The organism is uncultured Porphyromonas sp. (assembly GCF_905372525.1).
GTDB lineage: Bacteria > Bacteroidota > Bacteroidia > Bacteroidales > Porphyromonadaceae > Porphyromonas.
In genome coordinates this window covers 26,801-47,120 of sequence record NZ_CAJPPN010000017.1, presented here as the reverse complement: position 1 = coordinate 47,120, position 20,320 = coordinate 26,801, and the positions used below count along the sequence as shown (strand labels likewise).

11 protein-coding genes and 4 tRNA genes are annotated in these 20,320 nt (G+C 55.5%); 11 read left to right on the top strand and 4 right to left on the bottom strand.

The genetic code is table 11. The features are described from left to right. Positions 1 to 645: 645 nt before the first annotated feature. From QZ170_RS04675 to QZ170_RS04625, 11 genes are all read left to right on the top strand, one after another. Positions 646 to 719, top strand: a tRNA-Asn gene (locus tag QZ170_RS04675). Positions 720 to 1,369: 650 nt separating this feature from the next. Continuing rightward, positions 1,370 to 1,445: transfer RNA gene (locus QZ170_RS04670), tRNA-Gly, on the top strand. 378 nt (positions 1,446 to 1,823) lie between these two features. Next, positions 1,824 to 2,528 carry a hypothetical protein gene (locus QZ170_RS04665; RefSeq protein WP_297177858.1) on the top strand — a complete coding sequence of 235 codons (705 nt, stop codon included), beginning with the start codon at positions 1,824 to 1,826 and terminating at the stop codon, positions 2,526 to 2,528. 158 nt (positions 2,529 to 2,686) lie between these two features. Next, a complete protein-coding gene (locus QZ170_RS04660) occupies positions 2,687 to 3,883 on the top strand; it encodes a tetratricopeptide repeat protein (RefSeq protein WP_297177855.1) in 1,197 nt (398 codons plus the stop codon). After that, the gene (pepT, locus tag QZ170_RS04655; protein WP_297177852.1) at positions 3,880 to 5,124 is read left to right on the top strand and encodes a peptidase T; all 1,245 of its coding nucleotides are present in this window, start codon (positions 3,880 to 3,882) and stop codon (positions 5,122 to 5,124) included. The genes QZ170_RS04660 and pepT overlap by 4 nt, the downstream gene beginning before the upstream one ends. Beyond that, the gene (locus QZ170_RS04650) at positions 5,124 to 6,296 is read left to right on the top strand and encodes a 1-deoxy-D-xylulose-5-phosphate reductoisomerase (RefSeq protein ID WP_297177849.1); all 1,173 of its coding nucleotides are present in this window, start codon (positions 5,124 to 5,126) and stop codon (positions 6,294 to 6,296) included. The genes pepT and QZ170_RS04650 overlap by 1 nt, the downstream gene beginning before the upstream one ends. Positions 6,297 to 6,318: 22 nt before the next feature. Continuing rightward, a complete protein-coding gene (gene rseP, locus QZ170_RS04645; RefSeq protein WP_297177846.1) occupies positions 6,319 to 7,638 on the top strand; it encodes an RIP metalloprotease RseP in 1,320 nt (439 codons plus the stop codon). Positions 7,639 to 7,656: 18 nt separating this feature from the next. Further along, positions 7,657 to 8,571: a ribonuclease Z gene (locus QZ170_RS04640; protein WP_297177843.1), complete on the top strand. Its 915-nt coding sequence runs from the start codon at positions 7,657 to 7,659 to the stop codon at positions 8,569 to 8,571. A 121-nt stretch (positions 8,572 to 8,692) separates the two neighbouring features. Next, positions 8,693 to 11,710 (top strand): tetratricopeptide repeat protein, encoded by a 3,018-nt coding sequence (locus QZ170_RS04635; RefSeq protein ID WP_297177840.1) that lies wholly within the window; start codon positions 8,693 to 8,695, stop codon positions 11,708 to 11,710. Between the two features lie 13 nt (positions 11,711 to 11,723). Further along, positions 11,724 to 13,523 (top strand): hypothetical protein, encoded by a 1,800-nt coding sequence (locus tag QZ170_RS04630; protein ID WP_297177837.1) that lies wholly within the window; start codon positions 11,724 to 11,726, stop codon positions 13,521 to 13,523. A 612-nt stretch (positions 13,524 to 14,135) separates the two neighbouring features. Further along, positions 14,136 to 14,209 (top strand) — tRNA-Met (locus QZ170_RS04625). Between the two features lie 350 nt (positions 14,210 to 14,559). Here QZ170_RS04625 and QZ170_RS04620 read toward each other — a convergent pair. From QZ170_RS04620 to mutA, 4 genes are all read right to left on the bottom strand, one after another. Then, entirely contained in the window at positions 14,560 to 15,117 is a 558-nt protein-coding gene (locus tag QZ170_RS04620; protein WP_297177835.1) for a pyruvoyl-dependent arginine decarboxylase, read from the bottom strand. 554 nt (positions 15,118 to 15,671) lie between these two features. Beyond that, a tRNA-Cys gene (locus QZ170_RS04615) sits at positions 15,672 to 15,742 on the bottom strand. A gap of 377 nt (positions 15,743 to 16,119) precedes the next feature. Continuing rightward, the gene (scpA, locus tag QZ170_RS04610) at positions 16,120 to 18,273 is read right to left on the bottom strand and encodes a methylmalonyl-CoA mutase (RefSeq protein WP_297177832.1); all 2,154 of its coding nucleotides are present in this window, start codon (positions 18,271 to 18,273) and stop codon (positions 16,120 to 16,122) included. Between the two features lie 20 nt (positions 18,274 to 18,293). Then, positions 18,294 to 20,153: a methylmalonyl-CoA mutase small subunit gene (mutA, locus tag QZ170_RS04605; protein WP_297177829.1), complete on the bottom strand. Its 1,860-nt coding sequence runs from the start codon at positions 20,151 to 20,153 to the stop codon at positions 18,294 to 18,296. Positions 20,154 to 20,320 lie beyond the last annotated feature (167 nt).

Genomic DNA, 20,320 nt, shown 5'->3' with positions numbered 1-20,320 from the left:
TGTGTACACGTGGGTATACAGTTGTGTACACACGTGTATACTCATCCCTCCTAGGCAGGAGGTATACGCTGGGGATCTCTACACCTAGGACACGGATACTTCTATCTTCGGCGTATACTCCTTCACGACCTTGCCCTCGCACTATAGTGATTTCATGCGTCAGCCCTGGGGAGCCCCGCCCCCTCCCCGATCGGTCACTCATCCTTACCCATTCATTGACGCTCCGCACAGGGCTCCCTCTAGTGCACCAAGCCCCTTCCCTTAACACACTCTGTATCCCATATATCGAGAGGGGCACTAGAGGACATACCGAGAAGGGGGATATAGAACATATAATGAGCGCCTCCATCACCTATGTAAGGTGATGGAGGCGCTCATACCGAGAGCGCACTTGCGCTCTCGGTATGAGCGTTTTTGCCCTCTCGGTAGGCCTGATACCTAGCGTGTTACGTAGGGTGGATCTCGCCCCCCTCCGTTCCTAGGGGAGGGGGACAACCTCCCCCCTCTAGGCTGCGGCACTGGAGGCGGAGAATATAAAGCGACAGGGGACAGAGAACGAGAAAAGAGTACCATCATCTGCTCTGACTATTGCAAGAGTGAGGAAGTTGTACTACCTTTGCGGTGTCGAAAAGACGCTTTGAACACTCTTCCTTAGCTCAGTCGGTTAGAGCATCTGACTGTTAATCAGAGGGTCCTTGGTTCAAGTCCAAGAGGAAGAGCAGAGAGGCTGATAAAGCCTCTGTACAACATCCTGATCCCAAGGCTATATGGATAGCCTTGGGATCTTTGCTTTTCCTAGGGCTAAGTATACCCGTCCCCTTCTCTCGAGCGTACCCTCGTCCTCAGAGGAGATGCAGGACGGATAAGCACGGTCTCCAGCGAGGCAAGATACTCCCTCACACTCAGGAGGGCCTCCCCTACACTCCTCCGATAGGCTACCCTCTGAGCCCCCATCATACCACCCAAGCTACATACAGGCACTGCTCCTATACATTATTATATAGCTGACTCAGGATGTCAGGATAATGCTCTCGATACACTAATATATATGTAGAGAGCCCCTCTGTGCATCCCACGTCTCTCTCCCACTATGCAGACAGACACCCCCAAAGGCTCCTCTCATAGCCCCCGATCGGAGCACTAGAGAGCCGAGCTAGTGCTGTGGAAGGGTGCTGCAATGCCGTCCACCTAGCCCGGAAGTACCGAATTCTCCAGTGAGGCTATTCGTCTCACTATCACACATCTTAGGTAATAGATCTAGCAAGAAATCCGGTATAACTTTCAGAAGTATTTGGTCAGTTCAAAAACTTGCATTACCTTTGCAGTGCAAAAGGGAAAGGCAAGCCTCCCTGAGCAAGATTGAAATACTGCGGAAGTAGCTCAGTTGGTAGAGCATAACCTTGCCAAGGTTAGGGTCGCGGGTTCGAGTCCCGTCTTCCGCTCCACAAAAGGTTTCCATAGTTTTGATGTGTATTTGTTTGATGAGGCATTCTGAGATTACTTGTTAGTATCTTAGGATGTTTCCTCTTTTTATACTCCTATTTTATACTCCTAGCTATATCGGCCACTCCTCCCCCACCCTCCCAGAACCTCTGTCCAGAGAGCAGAAAGAGAGCTCCCCATCCACACCGCCCCTAGGCTACTCTGGAAGCCATACCAGGAGACAAAGAGGAGGTACACTCACCCTCGCTGGCATCCTTATTAGGGGAAAGTCACTATCTTTGCCCCTCAGAACTCTCCTAAGCTCCCCCTTCCCCTGAGGATGAGTGAGCTGGGAAGTGATAAGCATAGAACAAAAACGATTAAACATCCAGACAACAACAATGAAGAGATTACTGCTCCTCGCCCTAGGGCTTTTCGCTTGTGTGCAGCTCACCTTCGCCCAGAAGACTGTAGAGGCCGTTCACCTCAAGAATGGCAACGTCATCTATGGCACAATCATAGAGCAGATCCCAGGCCAGCGTGTGAGGATCCAGACCAGCGACGGATCGATCTTCACCTACACAGCAGAGGAGGTCAACCGCATCACACGCGAGAAGGCTCCCCAGCAGCAGCACGAGATCGTCTACCTAGACCGTAGCTATCCTCTACTAGCCGCTCATGCCGAGCTCGGTATCACGGGCTTCGGCAAGGATATGCGCCTAGAGCTCCTGCCCTCTGTAGGTGCCTATATCAATCGCCACATCTACCTCGGTGCAGGCATCGGGCTCAACTTCTCCACATGGAAGTATGCCCCCGATAGCAAGAGCTTCTGGCTTCTCCCCATCTATGCACACGGACGTGGTATCCTCCCCCTTGGGACAAAGTACTTCACTCCCTTTGCCGACCTCAAGCTCGGCTATAGTGCAGGGCTGACGAACTCGCAGCTCAGCGGGCTATACTTCTCGGCTGCACTCGGGGTAGCCGTGACGAAGTACACCTTCAGCGTCGGATACGGCTCTCAGTCTGTCAAGATCGGTACCCTCAACAATGCCACCACGACGGCTAATATGAGTGGCCTCTCCATCAAGCTCGGGATGACCTTCTAGCTCGACGAGTGCCCTTTACGTCCCGCCCCTAGAGGACGGGAGGCTATCCATTCGCCCCCGCATGAGGAGTTTGCTCCTCCTGTGGGGGCGTACTTATATCTATTCCTTTACAATATCGTATCTTTGTCACTGCATAAATTTTTGACAAGACGATCAATATGAGAAAGTATCTTGCCTGCATCGCGACGCTCTGCCTCCTCACCTCCTATCGTGGGGTAGCACAGCGTAGCAATGTACGCGCCGCTGATCGCCTGCTACAGAGTGAAAAGCCCAACTTCGCAGAGATCGATAGGCTACTCCGAGAGGCTGCAGCACACGAGGAAACGAAGAACGACCCCTATACCTACTATGTCATGGGGCTCGTCGAGCACAACAAATCCAAGGCTGAGTATCGTAAGCTCATCACCCCAGGGGTGTCCGGAGACACAGCGAGCATGTTCCGCTCCGTCGTGGCCGAGATCTATGGTTGGCGGAAGACCGACAGCCTAGAGCGTACCCCCGACAAGACCGGACGCATCAGCCTAAAGTACCTCAAGAAGGTACAAGACTACGTGAAGGAGGACAAGGACAGGATCTACAGCGCAGGACTCTTCTGGCTTGACCGCAAGAGCTACCAGGAGGCAGTCAATGCCTTCACCGCAGCCCTTAGTGCCCAGCACATCCTCCTCCCCCTAGGCGAACAAGACCTGCCCGCTGACTCCACGACAGCCAACCTCACCTACTATGCTCTGGTCTCTGCCTACACGGGCAAGCTCTACCCCGAGGTCATCCGACTGAGCAGGTACAAGGATCGGGCTGCCAACCGCAACGAGGTCTACCAGTTCGTCGCACGTAGCTATCTAGCTGAGGGGGACACCCTAGGTGCTATGCCCATCCTAGAGCGTGGGGCAGAGCTCTTCCCAGAGACCTCCTTCTTCTTCGGGACGATGATCTCCATCCATCAGGCACGCAAGGAGTACGACAAGGCTGTCGCCCTCATTGACCGAGCCCTGAAGGTCGCCCCCACAAACCCCAACCTCCTAGTGCTACGAGGTAATGTCTACTTCCTAGCACAGGACTGGGCACGAGCTACCGAGATCTACAAGCAGGTGCTCCAGCTCAGCCCAGACAACTACGATGCCCTCTTCAACCTCGGGCAGGTCTACTACAACAATGCAGTGACCCTCCTATCCAAGCCCCTCAGCACCAAGCTCGATGAGCACAAGGCCAAGGAATACTTCCGTCAGTCACTCCCCCACCTAGAGGCCGCCTACAAGCGTTCCCCTGACCAAGTGAGAGATCTGCTGGGCAACGTCTACTACCGCCTAGGCCTAGAGAAGAGGTACGAAGAGCTCTATAACGAAGCAAAGAAATGAACCAACCATCCATAGCCCATCAGGTACGTCAGTCCCTGCTCGACCGCTTCCTCAGCTATGTAGCGATCGACACCCAGAGCGACCTCAAGAGTACCAGCTATCCCTCCACAGAGAAGCAGCTCACCCTACTGCGCCTGCTACACGACCAGCTCCTAGAGCTAGGGGTCACCTGTGTGACCCTTGAGCCCAAGGGGTATGTCCTAGCACAGATACCTGCTACGGCAGGCTATGAGGATCGTCCTGCACTAGGGCTGATCGCACATGTGGACACCAGCCCTGACTTCTCTGGGCAGGATGTACGTCCACAGATCATCGAGGACTACGCAGGTGAGGCTATCCCTCTAGGCACGACAGCTGAGCTCACAGTTCGGGAGTTCCCTGAGCTCATGGAGCTACTAGGGCATACCCTCATCACCACGGATGGGACGACCCTCCTAGGAGCTGACGACAAGGCAGGTGTGGCTGAGATCATGGAGGCTGTACGCTATATCATGGCTCACCCCGAGCTCCCACACGGCAAGATCTGCATCGGCTTCACACCCGATGAGGAGATCGGAGCTGGTGTAGATCACTTCGATGTAAAGAAGTTCGGGGCGGACTTCGCCTTCACTGTAGATGGAGGGCGAGAGGGCGAACTGGAGTATGAGAACTTCAACGCTGCCTCGGCCAAAGTCGTCGCTACAGGGCGTAGCATCCACCCAGGCTATGCCAAGGGGAAGCTGGTCAATGCCATCGAGGTGATCTACCTACTACATGCCTCACTCCCCCACTATGCACGCCCCGAGTTCACGGAGGGCTATGAGGGCTTCTACCACTTGACCCACTTCAGTGGGGACGTAGAGCATGCAGAGGCCGAGTACATCATCCGTGACCATGATCGAGGCCTCTTCGAGGAGAAAAAGACCTACCTCGAGCAGATTGCAGCCGAGATCAATGCCGCCTACAAGCGCCCCGTCATACAGGTAGAGATCAAGGATAGCTACTATAATATGTACGATCAGGTAGCACCGCATGCCGAGATGATCGAGCGTGCCAAGCAGGCAATGGCTCAGGCAGGGGTCACCCCTCTCATCTCTCCCATCCGAGGGGGGACCGACGGAGCACGTCTCTCCTATATGGGACTACCCTGCCCCAATCTCTTCACCGGTGGAGCGAACTTCCACGGCAAGTATGAGTATGCCTCACTAGACACGATGTGTCGTGCGGTAGAGACGCTCGTTCACCTAGTCACCGAAGCCTAGTGAAAGAACCAAAGAGGCGTATCGCACTGCTGGGCTCGACGGGCTCTATCGGGACGCAGGCCTTAGACATCATCCGGGATCATAGAGAGGAGTTCGAGGCTACCCTTCTCGTAGCACGTAGCAGTGTAGACCTACTGATCGTACAGGCTCGGGAGTTCCATCCACGGGCTGTCATGATCGCAGACGAAAGCCTATATACCTCCGTCCACACAGCCCTATCTCCCCTCGGGATAGAGGTCTATGCTGGTAGTGCGGCTATCGAGGAGGCTGTCCAGCACCCCGACATAGATATCGTACTGACAGCTATGGTCGGCTATGCAGGGCTACGCCCTACGATGGCTGCTATCCGTGCAGGTAAGACCATTGCGCTGGCGAACAAGGAGACCCTCGTCGTCGCTGGTGAGCTGATCATCCGAGAGGCGAAGGCTCATCAAGCACGTATCATCCCCGTAGACTCGGAGCACTCGGCTATCTACCAGTGTCTCGTAGGAGAAGATACAGGTACAGAGTCCTCAGTCGAGAAGATCCTACTAACGGCCTCTGGAGGCCCCTTTCGTGGCTATAGCGCCACAGAACTCGAGCAAGTCACCGTAGAGCAAGCCCTACGACACCCCAACTGGGTCATGGGAGCCAAGGTGACGATCGACTCAGCCTCGCTCATGAACAAGGGACTCGAGATGATCGAGGCTCGTTGGCTCTTCGACGTTAGCCCCGAGGATATAGAGATCCTCGTACATCCACAGAGTATCATTCACTCGATGGTGCAGTTCCATGACGGCTCGATCAAGGCACAGCTCGGTCAGCCAGATATGCGCCTACCGATTAGCTATGCTTTAGGCCTAACAGAGCGTGTAGCCAATAGCTACCCTCGCCTAGACTTCACCCAGCAGAGCTTCACCTTTGAGCGCCCCGATATGGAGACGTTCCCCAACCTGGGACTGGCCTATGAGGCGATCCACCGAGGAGGGACAGCACCCTGTGTGCTCAATGCAGCCAATGAGATCGCCGTAGCGGCGTTCTTAGAGGGGCGTATAGGCTTTAGGCGAATGAGTGAGCTGATAGAGCATGCACTCGCCATCCATACCACCACTCCGCACTACGACCTAGAGAGCCTAGAGGGGATAGACCTAGAGGTGCGTAGGCACAGCACAGAGTGGCTATCAAGACATTAGAATTCCCCCTACCGACAAAGCAATGGATATAACGATTCGTATACTTCAGCTTCTCTTCTCCCTCTCGATCCTCGTCTTTATACACGAGCTGGGGCACTACTCGATGGCTCGCTTCTTCGGAGCACGAGTGGAGAAGTTCTACCTCTTCTTTAACCCTTGGTTCTCACTCTGCAAGTGGACCTCCAAGCGTAGCGGTACGACCTATGGTATCGGTTGGCTCCCTCTCGGGGGCTACTGCAAGATAGCAGGGATGATTGATGAGTCCATGGATACCGATACAATGAAGAGTGAGCCTAAGCCAGATGAATTTCGCAGCAAGAGTGCCTTCGCTCGCCTCATGATCATGGCTGGTGGTGTGCTCTTCAACGTGATCCTAGCCTTCATCATCTACACAGGCATCATACTCGTCTGGGGGAACAAGGTACTGCCCAGCGATCGAGTAACAGCAGGGATGACCTTCTCTGAGACGGCGAAGTCCGTAGGCTTCGAGGACGGAGACGTGATCCTACGTGTCGATGACCGGGTGTCACCTAATGTCCTTGACTCTCGCTTCATCTCCTCCCTGATCAAGGCCAAGAGTGTCACTGTACGTCGTGGGACAGAGGAGCGAGTGATCCCTATCCCCGAGGATATGATGACCCGACTACTGAAGGCCGAGGAAGGCTTCGGCGCACTGCGTCTACCCTTCGTCATCGACTCTGTGATGCCTACGAGTCCAGCCAAGGGACTACTACAGCATGGCGACCACATCATCGGTGTGGATAGCCTAGTCTGCTCGGACATCGCCGAGGTACAGCAGGCACTACAAGCAAGGAAGGGACATGAGGTACAGCTCCTCATCGACCGCTCCGGCAGCCCGATAGCACAGAGGGTACAGCTCGACTCCCTCGGCAACATAGGGGTACTGCTACAGAGTGCAGAGCACCTCTATCCCATAGAGCACGTGAGCTACAACATCCTCTCTGCCGTACCAGCTGGTATCGACCGAGCTGTACAGACGACCTCGAGCTATATCAGTGGGCTGAAGTACATCTTCACCAAGGAAGGGGCTCGGCAGATGGGTGGTCTAGGCACGATGGGCAAGCTCTTCCCCTCAAGCTTCGATTGGCAGAGCTTCTGGTCGATCACGGCCTTCCTCTCGATCATCCTTGCGGTGATGAATATCCTCCCGATCCCAGCACTTGATGGGGGACATATCCTATTCATCATCATCGAGATGATCCGTAGGAAGCCACTTAGCGACAAGGCGATGACCTATATCCAGACCGTAGGCCTTGTCCTGCTGATGGCGCTGATGCTCTACGCCAATGGGAACGACATCTACCGAGCCTTCTTCAAGTAAGGCCATCGCCACCATACGATGAGTGACTTCAAGGTACATATCCTAGGCTGTGGGTCTGCCCTACCGACCGTAGCGCACTACCCTACCTCGCAGGTCGTAGAGCTGCGGGACAAGCTCTTCATGATCGACTGCGGGGAGGGTGCTCAGCGACAGCTACGTCTGCAGCACTTGGACTTCGGTCGGCTCGTAGCGATCTTCATCTCTCACCTACATGGGGATCATTGCTTCGGCCTACCGGGGCTTCTCTCCACGCTAGGTCTGCTGGGACGCAGGAGAGCACTCCCCATCTACGGGCCTAAGGGGATCGAGGCCTTCCTCGCTCCCTTCATCGAGCAGAATAGGCAGTACCTCACCTACGAGATCGAGATCCATACCCTCGAGGATAGGACGCCCGTCGTCGCCTACGAGGATCGCTCTGTACTCGTCACTACCCTACCTCTGAGGCATGGACTACCCTGTATAGGCTACCGGCTAGAGGAGCGGGTGACGATGCGCCATATTGACCGGGCCTCCTGCGACTTCTACGGAGTACCGAGGAGCTACTACCCGATGCTCCGCGAGGGTAAGGACTACGAGACCGAGGAGGGGACGATCATCCCCAATAGTCGCCTCACCGCAGCTGGTCAGCCTGCTCGTAGCTATGCCTACTGCTCCGACACTGCCTACACCCCTAGTCTCGTCCCTCTCGTCAGGCATGTAGACCTACTCTATCACGAAGCGACCTTCCTACAGGATCGCTCCGCACGTGCCCGAGAGACAGGGCATAGCACTGCCGAGCAAGCAGCTCTCATCGCACGAGAAGCCGAGGTACGGCAGCTCCTCATCGGGCACTACTCCGCCCGCTACCCAGACCCTGCGCCCCTACTCAGGGAGGCGCAGGCTGTCTTCCCTCGTACGCTCGCTGCTCGCGAAGGGATGACGCTCACCCTCTAAGTACTCTCATCTCACTCGGTGCATCATCGCCCCCACAGGGGGATAGGACGACTCACTCAGAGGCGATATCTACCGAAGGTCTAGCGATCCGCACCGAGCCCACGTACATCCGAAGATCCGTATGACGACAAAGAAGAATATCCGACGCCTCATCCTCGTCGTAGGGTGCGCCTCGCTCTGCCTACAGAGCCTATCGGCACAGATCTCTGATCCGCACCCTGAGCGGGCAAGGCTCACAGAGCTACAGATCGCCTTCGCAGGGCACAACTACCTTGGCTATCAGCACGACCTCCCCAGACTTCCTCAGCTACCCATGCTCACCGAGCACACCGCCTATCGTGAGGCTATCGCTCGGATCATGACGGAGGAGCGAAGCCCCGAGGAGGTACTCAACCGCTACCTCAAGGAGCATCCCCTTGACCTCGATCGTCCCTCTGCCCAGCTCTTGCTTGGGCTCATCTATCTTGACCAAGGGCTATACCCACTAGCCGAAGACCAGCTGCTCAAGGGGGATACGAAGCTCCTGCCTCCACACGAAGCAGCTCAGCACGACCTAGCCCTCGGCTACCTCTACCTACGAGACCAGCGCAGACAGCCGCTCCTGGACGAGGCCCAGGTACTCCTAGAGAATGCCACACAGGATACCTCGATCGTCGGCGAGCAAGCCCTCCTCTACCTCGGCTCCGTGGCCTGGGCTAAGGGAGACCTACCGAGGGCGCAGAGACTCTTCAGCGACCAACGTTACTCGCCCGAGCTCGCCCCCGAGGCTGCCTATCAGTCAGCCCTCCTAGCCTTCTCCTCCAGCACCCCTGAGCAGGCACTTGCACGTGCTGCCGAGCTAAACCGCACCTACCCAGCTATGGCTGAGCGTCCTGCCCTCAGGAGCCTCATCGGTCAGACCTACTTCAGACAGGGTAACTATGCTGAAGCCGTACGCCTCCTCCAGCCCCTACAGGATATGGATGACTACATCCCTCTGACGGAGGAGTCCTATGCCCTCGGGACATCGCTCTACACCCTCGGACAATACCAGCAGGCTGTATCTCCTCTCAGCGTAGCAGCGGGTAGCAAGGAGGCGATCGGTGCTCAGAGCCTATTCCTACTAGGGAATACGCAGCTCAAGCTAAAGAACAACAATGAGGCTGCCCTAGCCTACAGCGCCGCAGGGGAGCACCTCGCAGCGGCAGAGCAGGTACGTGAATATGCACTCTACAATGCCATCCTACTGAATGACCAGACGCAGCGGTCCAATTTCGGGAAGACCATCCGTATGGCAGAGCAGTTCATCACGACCTTCCCAAGCTCTAAGTACCGCCCCGAGATCCTGCGCCTGATGAAGGATATCTTCCTCACGACAAAGGACTATGCCCAGTCACTGGCCACCCTAGAGCGCCTCACTGTCAATACCAGCGAGCTCAAGGAAGCCAAGCAGTACATCCTCCTTCGCCTCGGGGAGAATGCTCTGACCCAGAAGAAGTACCCCGAGTCAGAGAAGTACCTCACCCGTGCTATCGAGACAGGGGGTACCACAGCCTATACCGCTCAGGCCTATCTCCTACGTGCCATCACACACCTGGAGCGAGAGAACTTCGCTCAGGCGGAGGCGGACGCTACCAAGAGTATAGCACAGAGCAGTACCATCCCCCTAGCCTACTATATCCAGGGCTATGCCCGATACAATACCAAGCAGTATGGTAGTGCCTATCAGGCCTTCGACAGCTACACCAACAAGGCTCCTCGTGAGGAAGTCGCTCGCCGTGTAGATGCCCTAAGCCGCATGGGGGACTGCCTACTCATTCAGAAGAAGAAGGCTGAAGCACTTGCGCTCTACCGCCGAGCCAACGAACTTGCGCCAGAGGGAAGCGATGAGGCGGTCTATCGCATAGCTGAGATCTATGGGGACTGGGGACAGTATGCCAAGCAGACCGAGGCACTTGATCAGCTCCTCAAGACACACAAGAGCTCGACCTACGTCCCTCAGGCTCTCTACAACAAGGGACGTGCCCTCATTCTCAGCAAGGCTCCTATGGAGCAGGCCGAGGCTCCCCTCCTACAGCTCATCGAGAAATACCCCGACTCGCAGTATGCCCGACTCGCCTCTATGGAGCGCGCCATGCTCGCCTACAATAGTGGCAAGCACGACCAGGCCATCGCTGCCTACAAGTCGCTGATCGCTCGCTATCCCGACAGTGACGAGGCTCGCTCGGCACTCTCTGACCTGAGGAACATCTACATCGACCTCGACAAGGTAGACGAATACGCTGCCTATGCCTCCACACTTGGCAACCGCCTATCTCCCTCCGAGGAAGAGCGTGCACACCTGCAGTTCCTGTCCCTAGAGAGTCGCTACAAGAAGGACAAGCTCTCTGCAGCATCCGACCTCGAGAACTTCATCCGCGTCTACCCCAATAGCCGTGAGACTCCACGTGCACAGCTCCTACTGGCTGGCGTCTACAGCTCCACCGACCGTAGGCACGAGGCTATAGCTCTCTATACCACGCTCTCCTCTCCCACACGCTCCCTAGACCTACGCATCCCTGCCCTAGAGGCACTCACCGAGCTCTACAAGCAGTCTGGGGAGTCTGCCAAGCAGCTTGACTGCTGGGCTAAGCTCTATGCCATCGAGGGACTCGAGGCTCCGCAACATATCCGCTATGGTGTCCGTCTATCTCAGGTAGCCTACGAGCAGAAGGACTACCGCCGTGCCAAGGCCACGGCGAGCACCCTACTTGGCCGTAGTGATCTCTCCGCCTCCTCCCGTGAGGAGCTACAGCTACTCATCGCTAAGAGCGAGGAGGCCTCTGGCGCCACGGCTGCTGCTCTCAAGGCCTACGAACCTCTACTCAAGAGCACCGACAGCCCCTCTGGAGCAGAGGGCTACGTCCGCCATGCAAGCCTACTGCTACAGACCAACAAGCCTAAGGAGGCCAAGAAGGAGCTCGATAGCTTCATCGCCAAGGGTACGAGCCAGCAGTATTGGCTTGCCCGTGCCTTCCTCCTACTAGCTGACTGCTACCACCGCATGGGAGATACCTATGTCGCCAAGCAGTATGTAGAGAGTCTGCAAGCTAATTACAAGGGCACGGAGGAGGATATCAAGCAGATGATCTCCGAGCGCCTCGACACCTATTCCAAGTAAGACAAGTAAGATTATGAATAAGCTCATTGTCCGACCTAGCCTCGTACTCCTACTCGTAACCCTTGCGATGGGTGAGGCTCTACTGGCTCAGAGTACGCAGCCACGCCGTGCCGATACCCTCCGTCGTGAGCTCACGGTCATGACCGAGGATGCTGTCGTCCTAGGTACACGTCAGCCTCAGGACCTAGCCTACTCGATCCCCGCCCCCACGCTCACGCCTCTGCGCTACAGCTATCAGGATACCCCTATCCCCTTTGCCCTAACACCATCTATCGAACCGCTCTCAGCCCTTGGCCCGATGAAGGGTGGGTTCACACGTGCCGATCAGCGTGGCTACCTCACGTTAGCAGGGGGGATCAGTATGAACCTCCGTGCTGGAGCAGGCTATCGTATCATCTCCACCAAGGATGACCTATTCGACGTCTACGGACGTCTCTACTGGGGCGACAATCCTATAAGCAATGACCTCCTCGTCCAGCCCAAGGCCAAGGAGCTTGCCTGGGGCTTAGGTGCCTACTACCGCCATCACTTCGAGGATCCTACACTAGAGATCCGTCTAGGCTGGCGACAGCTCGGGCACAACTACTATGGGCTCTCCACCGTCACGACGGGACAGACCAGCTCGACCGTGCTGACTCAGCTCCCTATCACCAAGCTCTCGACGGGACTCTTTGACCTAGATGCTCGCCTAGCACTTGCCGATGACCCTACAGCGGAGTGGCTCTACGATGCCCGCTTCCGTCTAGGCTATGCTGGGACAAAGTATGCCGATGGGGTATGGCGTGCCGAGCCAAAGCCCACAGAGTGGCTACCCAAGCTCTCTCTAGACCTATCCAACCGCCTCAGCAGTACCACACGCTGGGGAGTACAGGGTGACCTCTCCCTATCCATCCTCAGCTTCCCCTCGCTCGTCTCAGGGCTAACGCAGGAGCAGGCGATCTCGACCAACCGCATGATCCTCTCCGCTGCCCCTTACTTCCTAGCTGACGATACGAACGACGACTTCTCTTGGAGGTTCCTCGGTGGACTACGTCTGAGCAATGGTAGCGACCGCAAGGGGGCACACCTCTACCTCTTTCCCCGTATAGATGCCTCCCTGACCTATACCCCCTACATACAGCTCCGTCTGGAGACCGATGCCGAGCATCGTCGCCTCGGGCTAGGTGATATGAGTCAGGTGATGCCCTACCTAGATGCCTATACCTTCCCCGACCTCCTAGAGCGTATCTACTGGGCTAAGCTCTCGCTGACGACGACCATCGCAGAGCGTCTATCGGCTGTACTATCTGCCCGATATGCTGGACATAGGGGGGCTGCTCAGTTTCGTCCCTTCGCCTACAACGGCTCTAGCCTAGGTGTCTCTGCTGTGCAGGTCTTATCTCCCATCTCCTTCACACCGTACTATGCCGACTATGGGGAGCTGGCTCTAGGGGCAGATCTGATGTACAATCATCGTGGACTCTTCCGAGCCTCGCTTGGGGGAGAATACATGAAGTACCTTGACCCAACCGACCTCCTCTCGGGTAAGGCCGAGTACAAGATCCGAGCCCTAGCCGAACTGAGCTTTATCCCCAAGGTGGACCTTCGTATCGGCTACGACCTAACAGGGGCTGTCCGCTACTACGACCTCAGTGGGAAGAGTACAAAGCTCAAGGCCTCGCACCTACTGCATGCCGACCTCGCACTTAGTCTGACGAAGTCTCTAAGTCTCACCGCAGAGGCTCGTGCCCTCCTACTGGGTAGCCAGACACGTTGGTGGGGCTATCACCAGCAGCCCCTCGTTGCACTTCTTGGGCTACAATACCGCTTCTAGCCCAGTACGGAGAGCGAAGGGTTCCCCCCACCTATTAGGAGGGTAGACCATACGTCCCCTAGCTCCCCTCTCTGAGCGAAGTTTCGCCCCACGTAGCGTACTCTGTATCAAACGCACCGAGAGGCCTCCAACGAACATACTTAGAGCCCCGAGACGCTCTCGGTAAGAACGCCCTCATCACCTTACATAGGTGATGAGGGCGTTCCTTATAGGAGCGCAGGTGCGCTCTCGGTATGTTCGTCTCGGGGGGTATGAGATGCCCCTAATAATGGGTCTACCAAAGCTATTCCCCCATCTCGTCCGCCATGGGGAAAGGCCTAAAGCTTCCCCGAGGGACTGAGGAGCCCTGTCTCCGAAAGAGGTGTAAAGGGTGACAGAATTGCCTTCAGGAGCTATACTCGGGAGCTCTACCACCCCACACCTAAGGAGTACACTCTATGGAGAGTAAAGGTTGGCAATCGCCAGATCCTAGTACGGCTCATATAGGAGTCTTAGGGGGATACTTTCCTTGGTGCCCCCCGGGGATACAACAGATATTCGAGGCTTCGTCTCGTAGTGTCTTGCGTAGACAAAATATTTATACTACCTTTGCAGTGCTTTTAGCAAGAAGGCGGCGAGATAGCTCAGCTGGTTAGAGCGTCGGATTCATAATCCGAAGGTCGGGGGTTCAAGTCCCCCTCTCGCTACCCTGTATGATTAAGATGAGACAAACAGAGATGAAGAGAGGCTACACCCCTTATTAGGTTGTGGCCTCTCTTGATTTTATACCAACACCCCTCTCCGTCAAGGCCGACGGTGGAGACCCCGAGAGTTGTAGCCTCTCTTGATTTTATACCGTCTCCTCCTCAATCAGACTTGATCTATTCCCCCGCTAGCAGCTCCTCACTAGAGCAAAGAGGGTATGCCCCCAGGCTCACTGTATGAAGATGGGAGACGTAAAGCCAGAGAAAAGAGAGAGACCGCAAGAGGGAGCCTGATGGGCTTCCTCTTGCGGTCTCTCGTCTATGTAGCTAGGAGAGGGCTTATCCAGCCTAACCTAGAAGGTGTGACGCTCCAGTGGCTCTACCTCGGGGAGCTGAAAGTCTACGAAGCATAGCCCTGCGAGAGCTGTACCGTAGCGCTTCTCGATCGTAATCCCCTCGGTCACGAAGTTGAGCTCACCAAGGAAGTACTGCGAATAGGTCTTCTGGTGTAGGTCGTTGATCACACGGATCAAGCGAGACTCGAGCTCTTCGATACGATAGCGACCACTGACCTCACAGACGAGTCCTCCGATCTTCTTGTCGAAGTTCTCATCCGCATACATCCACGCATAGACGATCCCAGCAGAGACGAACTCATCCTGCTGTCCGTGCGAGACTGACATGATCGTCTTGAGCTCAGAGCCGAAGGGGGGAAGGTCTATCTCATCCATTGTAGCCAAGTGGGCGGTGGCAGGTAGGACCGAGGAGTAGACCATGATGTTGAAGTCCGAGATCCCAGCATCATAGAGCGCCATGTGGTAGGATCCAGCATGGAGCTCGAGGTCAGACTCTCCGCTCCCCTTGGTCACGAAGAAGGTGTGGGGGATAAGATTCCCAACGTAGTTGCTCATCTAGTTTCTGTACAAATAAGTTCTAATAACCTGACTATATCGTTCTCTTTGGCAACCTTACCCCCTAGAGGGAGGAGCCTCAATAGGAGTAAAATGCGGGGGCAAAGTTACATTAAATTTACGTATTAAGCCCCTTGGCCTCTGAGTACTATCTACTCGTCCCATAGACACTACTTTTCATCCCACTCACCTTACCCTTCCCTACTCGCCTCCCGCCTAAGGAGGGCACTAAGTCACGAAGGACTCTTTTGACATAGTTAGCCCACTCCTATCACCGCAAGGTAAGGAGGCTAGTCATATATAGGAGGGTATAGGACTGGAGGAGCTATAGAGGGCGCAGGGCTCTTGCACATATAATTGGGGGGGACAAGCATACGTAGTATAGGTGCTCCACTGACAGACGGAGGGGATGGAGCGTCCGTAGGATACCTTATGCCCACTAGCACCGCCGAGGCTACCGAATAGAGAAAACCTCTATATCGGGTCGCTTTACACTCCTACGACAAAGAGAAAGCTCCGAAGGCCTTATCTTAAGACCTTCGGAGCTTCTATCGAGGTTCCTGGCGGAATCGAACCGCCGTAAACGGTTTTGCAGACCGGTGCCTAACCACTCGGCCAAGGAACCCTACGTTGCTTTTGCGGTGCAAAGTAACGAAAAACCTTTCATATGAGCAAATAGGCTGTCCCTACTCCGCCAAAGAGTTCGGAGTACCCCCTGAGTCTCTCTTAACCCCTAAATACCCTCTAGTCTGTATCTCCCCCAGAATAAAGCTGAGTACATAGCCTTCCCAATCGATAGTCGTAAGCGTACACCGTAGACAGTAAGTGCCTCCCCTCAAGGCAAGCATACCCTAGCGCAGAGATAAGCATACCCTAGCGCAGAGGTAAGCGTACCCTATAAAATGGGCAAGCTCTATAAAATGAGCGAGCCTTATCCCGGTTGGGATAGGGCTCGCTCTATACTTCAAGACGGGCATATAGAGTACCCGTCAGGGGCACGCATTATGCTTCTTCGCCGAGGAGGATCTCGAGGACCTTAGCAGCGGAGTAGGCGACTGGTGTACCAGGGCCGAAGATAGCTGCGACACCAGCGTTGTAGAGGAACTCATAGTCCTGTGCTGGGATCACACCTCCTGCCGTGACAAGGATGTCTGGACGGCCAAGCTTCTTCAGCTCCTCGATGACCTGAGGAATGAGTGTCTTGTGCCCTGCAGCGAGGGAAGAAACACCCATGACGTGTACGTCGTTCTCTACCGCCTGACGTGCAGACTCCTCTGGTGTCTGGAAGAGAGGACCCATATCGACGTCGAAGCCACAGTCTGCGTAGCCCGTAGCTACGACCTTCGCACCACGGTCATGCCCGTCCTGACCCATCTTAGCGATCATGATACGGGGCTGACGACCTTCACGCTCTGCGAACTTCTTCGCAAGAGCCTTAGCACGGACGAAGTCCTTGTCTTCGCCTGATTCAGATGAGTACACGCCTGAGATTGTTCTAATGATTGCTTTATAACGACCTACGATCTTCTCACAAGCATCGGAGATTTCACCGAGCGAAGCACGCAGAGCGGCTGCCTTGACAGCGAGGTCTAGGAGGTTACCTTCCTTGGTCTCTACGCAGTGAGTGATCGCCTCGAGAGCCTTCTTGACGGCAGCCTCATCACGGTTCTTACGGAGGTCGTTGAGCCGAGCGATCTGCTGCTCACGTACTGCAGTGTTATCGATTTCGAGGATGTCGATAGGATCTTCCTTCTCGAGGCGATACTTGTTGATCCCCACGATGACCTGCTGACGAGAGTCGATACGAGCCTGAGTACGAGCTGCAGCCTCTTCGATACGCATCTTAGGTAGACCCGTCTCGATCGCCTTAGCCATACCGCCCATGCTCTCTACTTCCTTGATGTGCTCCCAAGCCTTGTGCATGAGTTCGTTGGTCAGGCTCTCTACGTAGTATGAACCTGCCCAAGGGTCGATCTCCTTACAGATAAGAGTTTCCTCCTGGATGTAGATCTGCGTGTTACGAGCGATACGAGCGGAGAAGTCCGTAGGTAGAGCGATCGCTTCGTCGAGGGCGTTGGTGTGGAGCGACTGCGTGTGCCCGAGGGCTGCACCCATAGCTTCGATACACGTACGACCGACGTTGTTGAAGGGATCCTGCTCCGTGAGTGACCATCCAGAGGTCTGGCTGTGCGTACGCAGAGCAAGGCTCTTGGGGTTCTCGGGGTGGAACTGGTTCACGATCTTAGCCCACAGACAGCGAGCAGCACGCATCTTAGCGATCTCCATGAAGTGGTTCATACCGATCGCCCAGAAGAAGGAGAGACGTGGTGCGAACTTATCGACAGGGATACCAGCTGCGATACCAGCCTTGAGGTACTCCAGACCGTCTGCCAGCGTGTAAGCCATCTCGATGTCTGCCGTAGCCCCAGCCTCCTGCATGTGGTAGCCAGAGATAGAGATCGAGTTGAACTTAGGCATGTTCTGCGACGTGTACTCGAAGATGTCAGCGATGATACGCATCGAGAATTCGGGTGGGTAGATATAGGTATTACGCACCATGAATTCCTTGAGGATGTCGTTCTGGATCGTACCCGCCATCTCATCGAGCTTGGCGCCCTGCTCTAGCCCTGCGTTGATGTAGAAAGCCATTACGGGGAGTACGGCTCCGTTCATCGTCATCGAGACAGACATCTTGTTGAGGGGGATACCATCGAAGAGTACCTTCATGTCCTCTAGGGAGCAGATAGATACCCCAGCCTTACCGACGTCCCCGACTACACGTGGGTGGTCAGCGTCGTAGCCACGGTGGGTAGCCAGGTCAAAGGCCACGGAGAGCCCCTTCTGCCCAGAGGCAAGGTTACGGCGATAGAAGGCATTGGATTCCTCAGCGGTAGAGAAGCCTGCGTACTGACGGATCGTCCAGGGACGCATAGCGTACATACCGCTATATGGACCACGCAGGTAAGGAGGAATACCCGAAGCATAGTCTAGGTGCTCCATGCCCTCTAGGTCATGAGCGGTGTAGACGGGCTTGACGAGGATCTGCTCAGCCGTACGCCATACAGCGTCGTTCTTCTGCTCTTCAGCCCACTTGACGGGACAGGTATGAGCGAAGCCTGCAGACTTAATATCTATGTTCTTGAATTGTGGTTTCATTTCTTTCGTCTCCTTACCTATTAGTTAATACCGAGCTTTTGGTTAAACTGGCGGAGCGTTTCGAGGACGTTGCTCTTGACGTTGATGTAGTTCTCGATGCCGACGGCCTTGAGATCCTCCATGCAAGCAGGAGCACCAGCTACGACGAACTCTGCACGACCAGCGAGGTACTTGTAGGCCTCGGGGGCATACTCTGCGTACTCGTCATCGCTCGAGCAAAGGACGATGATCGAGGCGCCGGCTGCTAGCCCTGCATCTACCCCCTCCTGTACGGTAGCGAAGCCCAGGTTATCCTGGATCTTGTAGCCAGCACAAGCGAAGAAGTTACTAGAGAACTGAGAGCGGGCGAGACGCATCGCTAGGTTACCGATGGTGAGCATGAAGACCTTGACCTCCTTGCCACTACGTTCGGTAGAGAGACGGAGCGCCTCGAACTCAGAGGCACCACGGTCGAAGCATAGGGCTTCGATGGTTGGAGTACCACAGCCACAGCTGTGACCACCCTTCTCTTCAGCGTGTACCTTCTGTGAGGCGGTCTCGGTGAAGTTAGGGAACTGGTTCGTCCCGAGGAAGATTTCCTTACGTGCAGCTACGGCAGCGTGACGCTTGGTGTTGCTTGCATTGACGGCCTTCTGCACCGAGCCAGCCTCGGCAGCAGCAGCGAAGCCACCCTCTTCGTCGACGGCGAGGAAGAGCTTCCAAGCCTCACCAGCGATAGCGTTCGTTAGGTGCTCTACGTAGTAGGAGCCTGCGGCAGGGTCGATGACCTTGTCGAAGTGAGACTCTTCCTTGAGCAGGAGCTGCTGATTGCGTGCGATACGCTCAGAGAAGTTATCCGACTCCTGATAAGTAACGTCGAAGGGCTGTACGGTAAGCGAATCAACACCACCTAGCGTAGCGGACATCGCTTCGGTCTGTGTACGAAGGAGGTTCACGTGCGCATCATAGATGGTCTTGTTCCAGGTGGAGGTGACAGCGTGCATGTGGATCTTGGCTGCCTCTCCCTTATACTGGTCGCCATAGGCACCTACGATCTCAGCCCAGAGCCAGCGTGCGGCACGGAACTTAGCGAGCTCCATGAAGTAGTTGGATCCGACACCGAAGACGAACTTGATACGGGAGGTCAGCTCCTCGATCGAGTAGCCGGCATCACCGAGCTTGTCGAGCAGCTCAGCGCCCCAGGCCAGAGCGTAGCCGAGCTCCTGATAGATATAGGCACCAGCGTTGCTGATGTTCAGGGCATTCACCGTGAGGACACGGAAGGCAGGCAGAGGGCGGATAGCCTCCAGCACCTCGGTGCACATGGTGACCCACTTGGGATTGGAGATCCCCTTGACGAGCTGTCGCTTGAAGGGATCAAAGTTGATCGAGCCCTTGCACTCCTGGACGTTTGCGCCTACTTCTGTGAGGTACTCTGCCAGAGCCCCAGCGAGCTTGCTGGCGACAGAGATACAGCAGGCGAAGTTCAGTTCGACAGCTTCGGGCATGATGTCCTTGAGGAGGATGGCTAGGGTCTCCTTGTTCACCTGGTCACGGCTTAGCTTGAAGCCGAGCGAGGTCACCCCCTTGTTGAGGATGTCCAGAGCCTTGGCATTGGCCTCCTTAGGATCGAGGACGTGGATGTCTTGGCGGATGAGCCACTCGTTGTCCATGCGTGTGGAGCGCACGTACGGGTACTCACCAGGCATTACATTAGGTGTAGAGAGTCCTTCGAGGTCTTCACGGCGGTAGTAGGGGTTTACGTTAAACCCTTCGTTGGTACGCCAGACGAGCTTGCGGTCGAAGTCTGCTCCCTTCAAGTCGGCTATGATCTTATCCTTCCATTCCTGTGTGCTAATGGCAGGGAATTCACTCAATAACCGTTCTTTGTCAGTTGCCATAATAGTTCAATTTAGTGAATTGATTATTTATTACGCAAAGGTAAGGTAAATCACTGAGATAGCCTACCCTAGAGGGCTATGTCCGCCCTTTCGTCCGATCGACCTCCTCTCCCAGCTGGGGGAAGTAGCTCATAGATGGCACCTTAGGCGTGAACTACAGTAGGAGA

What these genes read in the sequence shown, in the direction of transcription:
- QZ170_RS04630 (WP_297177837.1), top strand. Translation starts at nt 11,724, where the DNA reads ATGAATAAGCTCATTGTCCGACCTAGCCTCGTACTCCTACTCGTAACC.
- QZ170_RS04640 (WP_297177843.1), top strand. Translation starts at nt 7,657, where the DNA reads ATGAGTGACTTCAAGGTACATATCCTAGGCTGTGGGTCTGCCCTACCG.
- QZ170_RS04665 (WP_297177858.1), top strand. Translation starts at nt 1,824, where the DNA reads ATGAAGAGATTACTGCTCCTCGCCCTAGGGCTTTTCGCTTGTGTGCAG.
- QZ170_RS04635 (WP_297177840.1), top strand. Translation starts at nt 8,693, where the DNA reads ATGACGACAAAGAAGAATATCCGACGCCTCATCCTCGTCGTAGGGTGC.
- pepT (WP_297177852.1), top strand. Translation starts at nt 3,880, where the DNA reads ATGAACCAACCATCCATAGCCCATCAGGTACGTCAGTCCCTGCTCGAC.
- rseP (WP_297177846.1), top strand. Translation starts at nt 6,319, where the DNA reads ATGGATATAACGATTCGTATACTTCAGCTTCTCTTCTCCCTCTCGATC.
- QZ170_RS04660 (WP_297177855.1), top strand. Translation starts at nt 2,687, where the DNA reads ATGAGAAAGTATCTTGCCTGCATCGCGACGCTCTGCCTCCTCACCTCC.
- scpA (WP_297177832.1), bottom strand. Translation starts at nt 18,273, where the DNA reads ATGAAACCACAATTCAAGAACATAGATATTAAGTCTGCAGGCTTCGCT.
- mutA (WP_297177829.1), bottom strand. Translation starts at nt 20,153, where the DNA reads ATGGCAACTGACAAAGAACGGTTATTGAGTGAATTCCCTGCCATTAGC.
- QZ170_RS04620 (WP_297177835.1), bottom strand. Translation starts at nt 15,117, where the DNA reads ATGAGCAACTACGTTGGGAATCTTATCCCCCACACCTTCTTCGTGACC.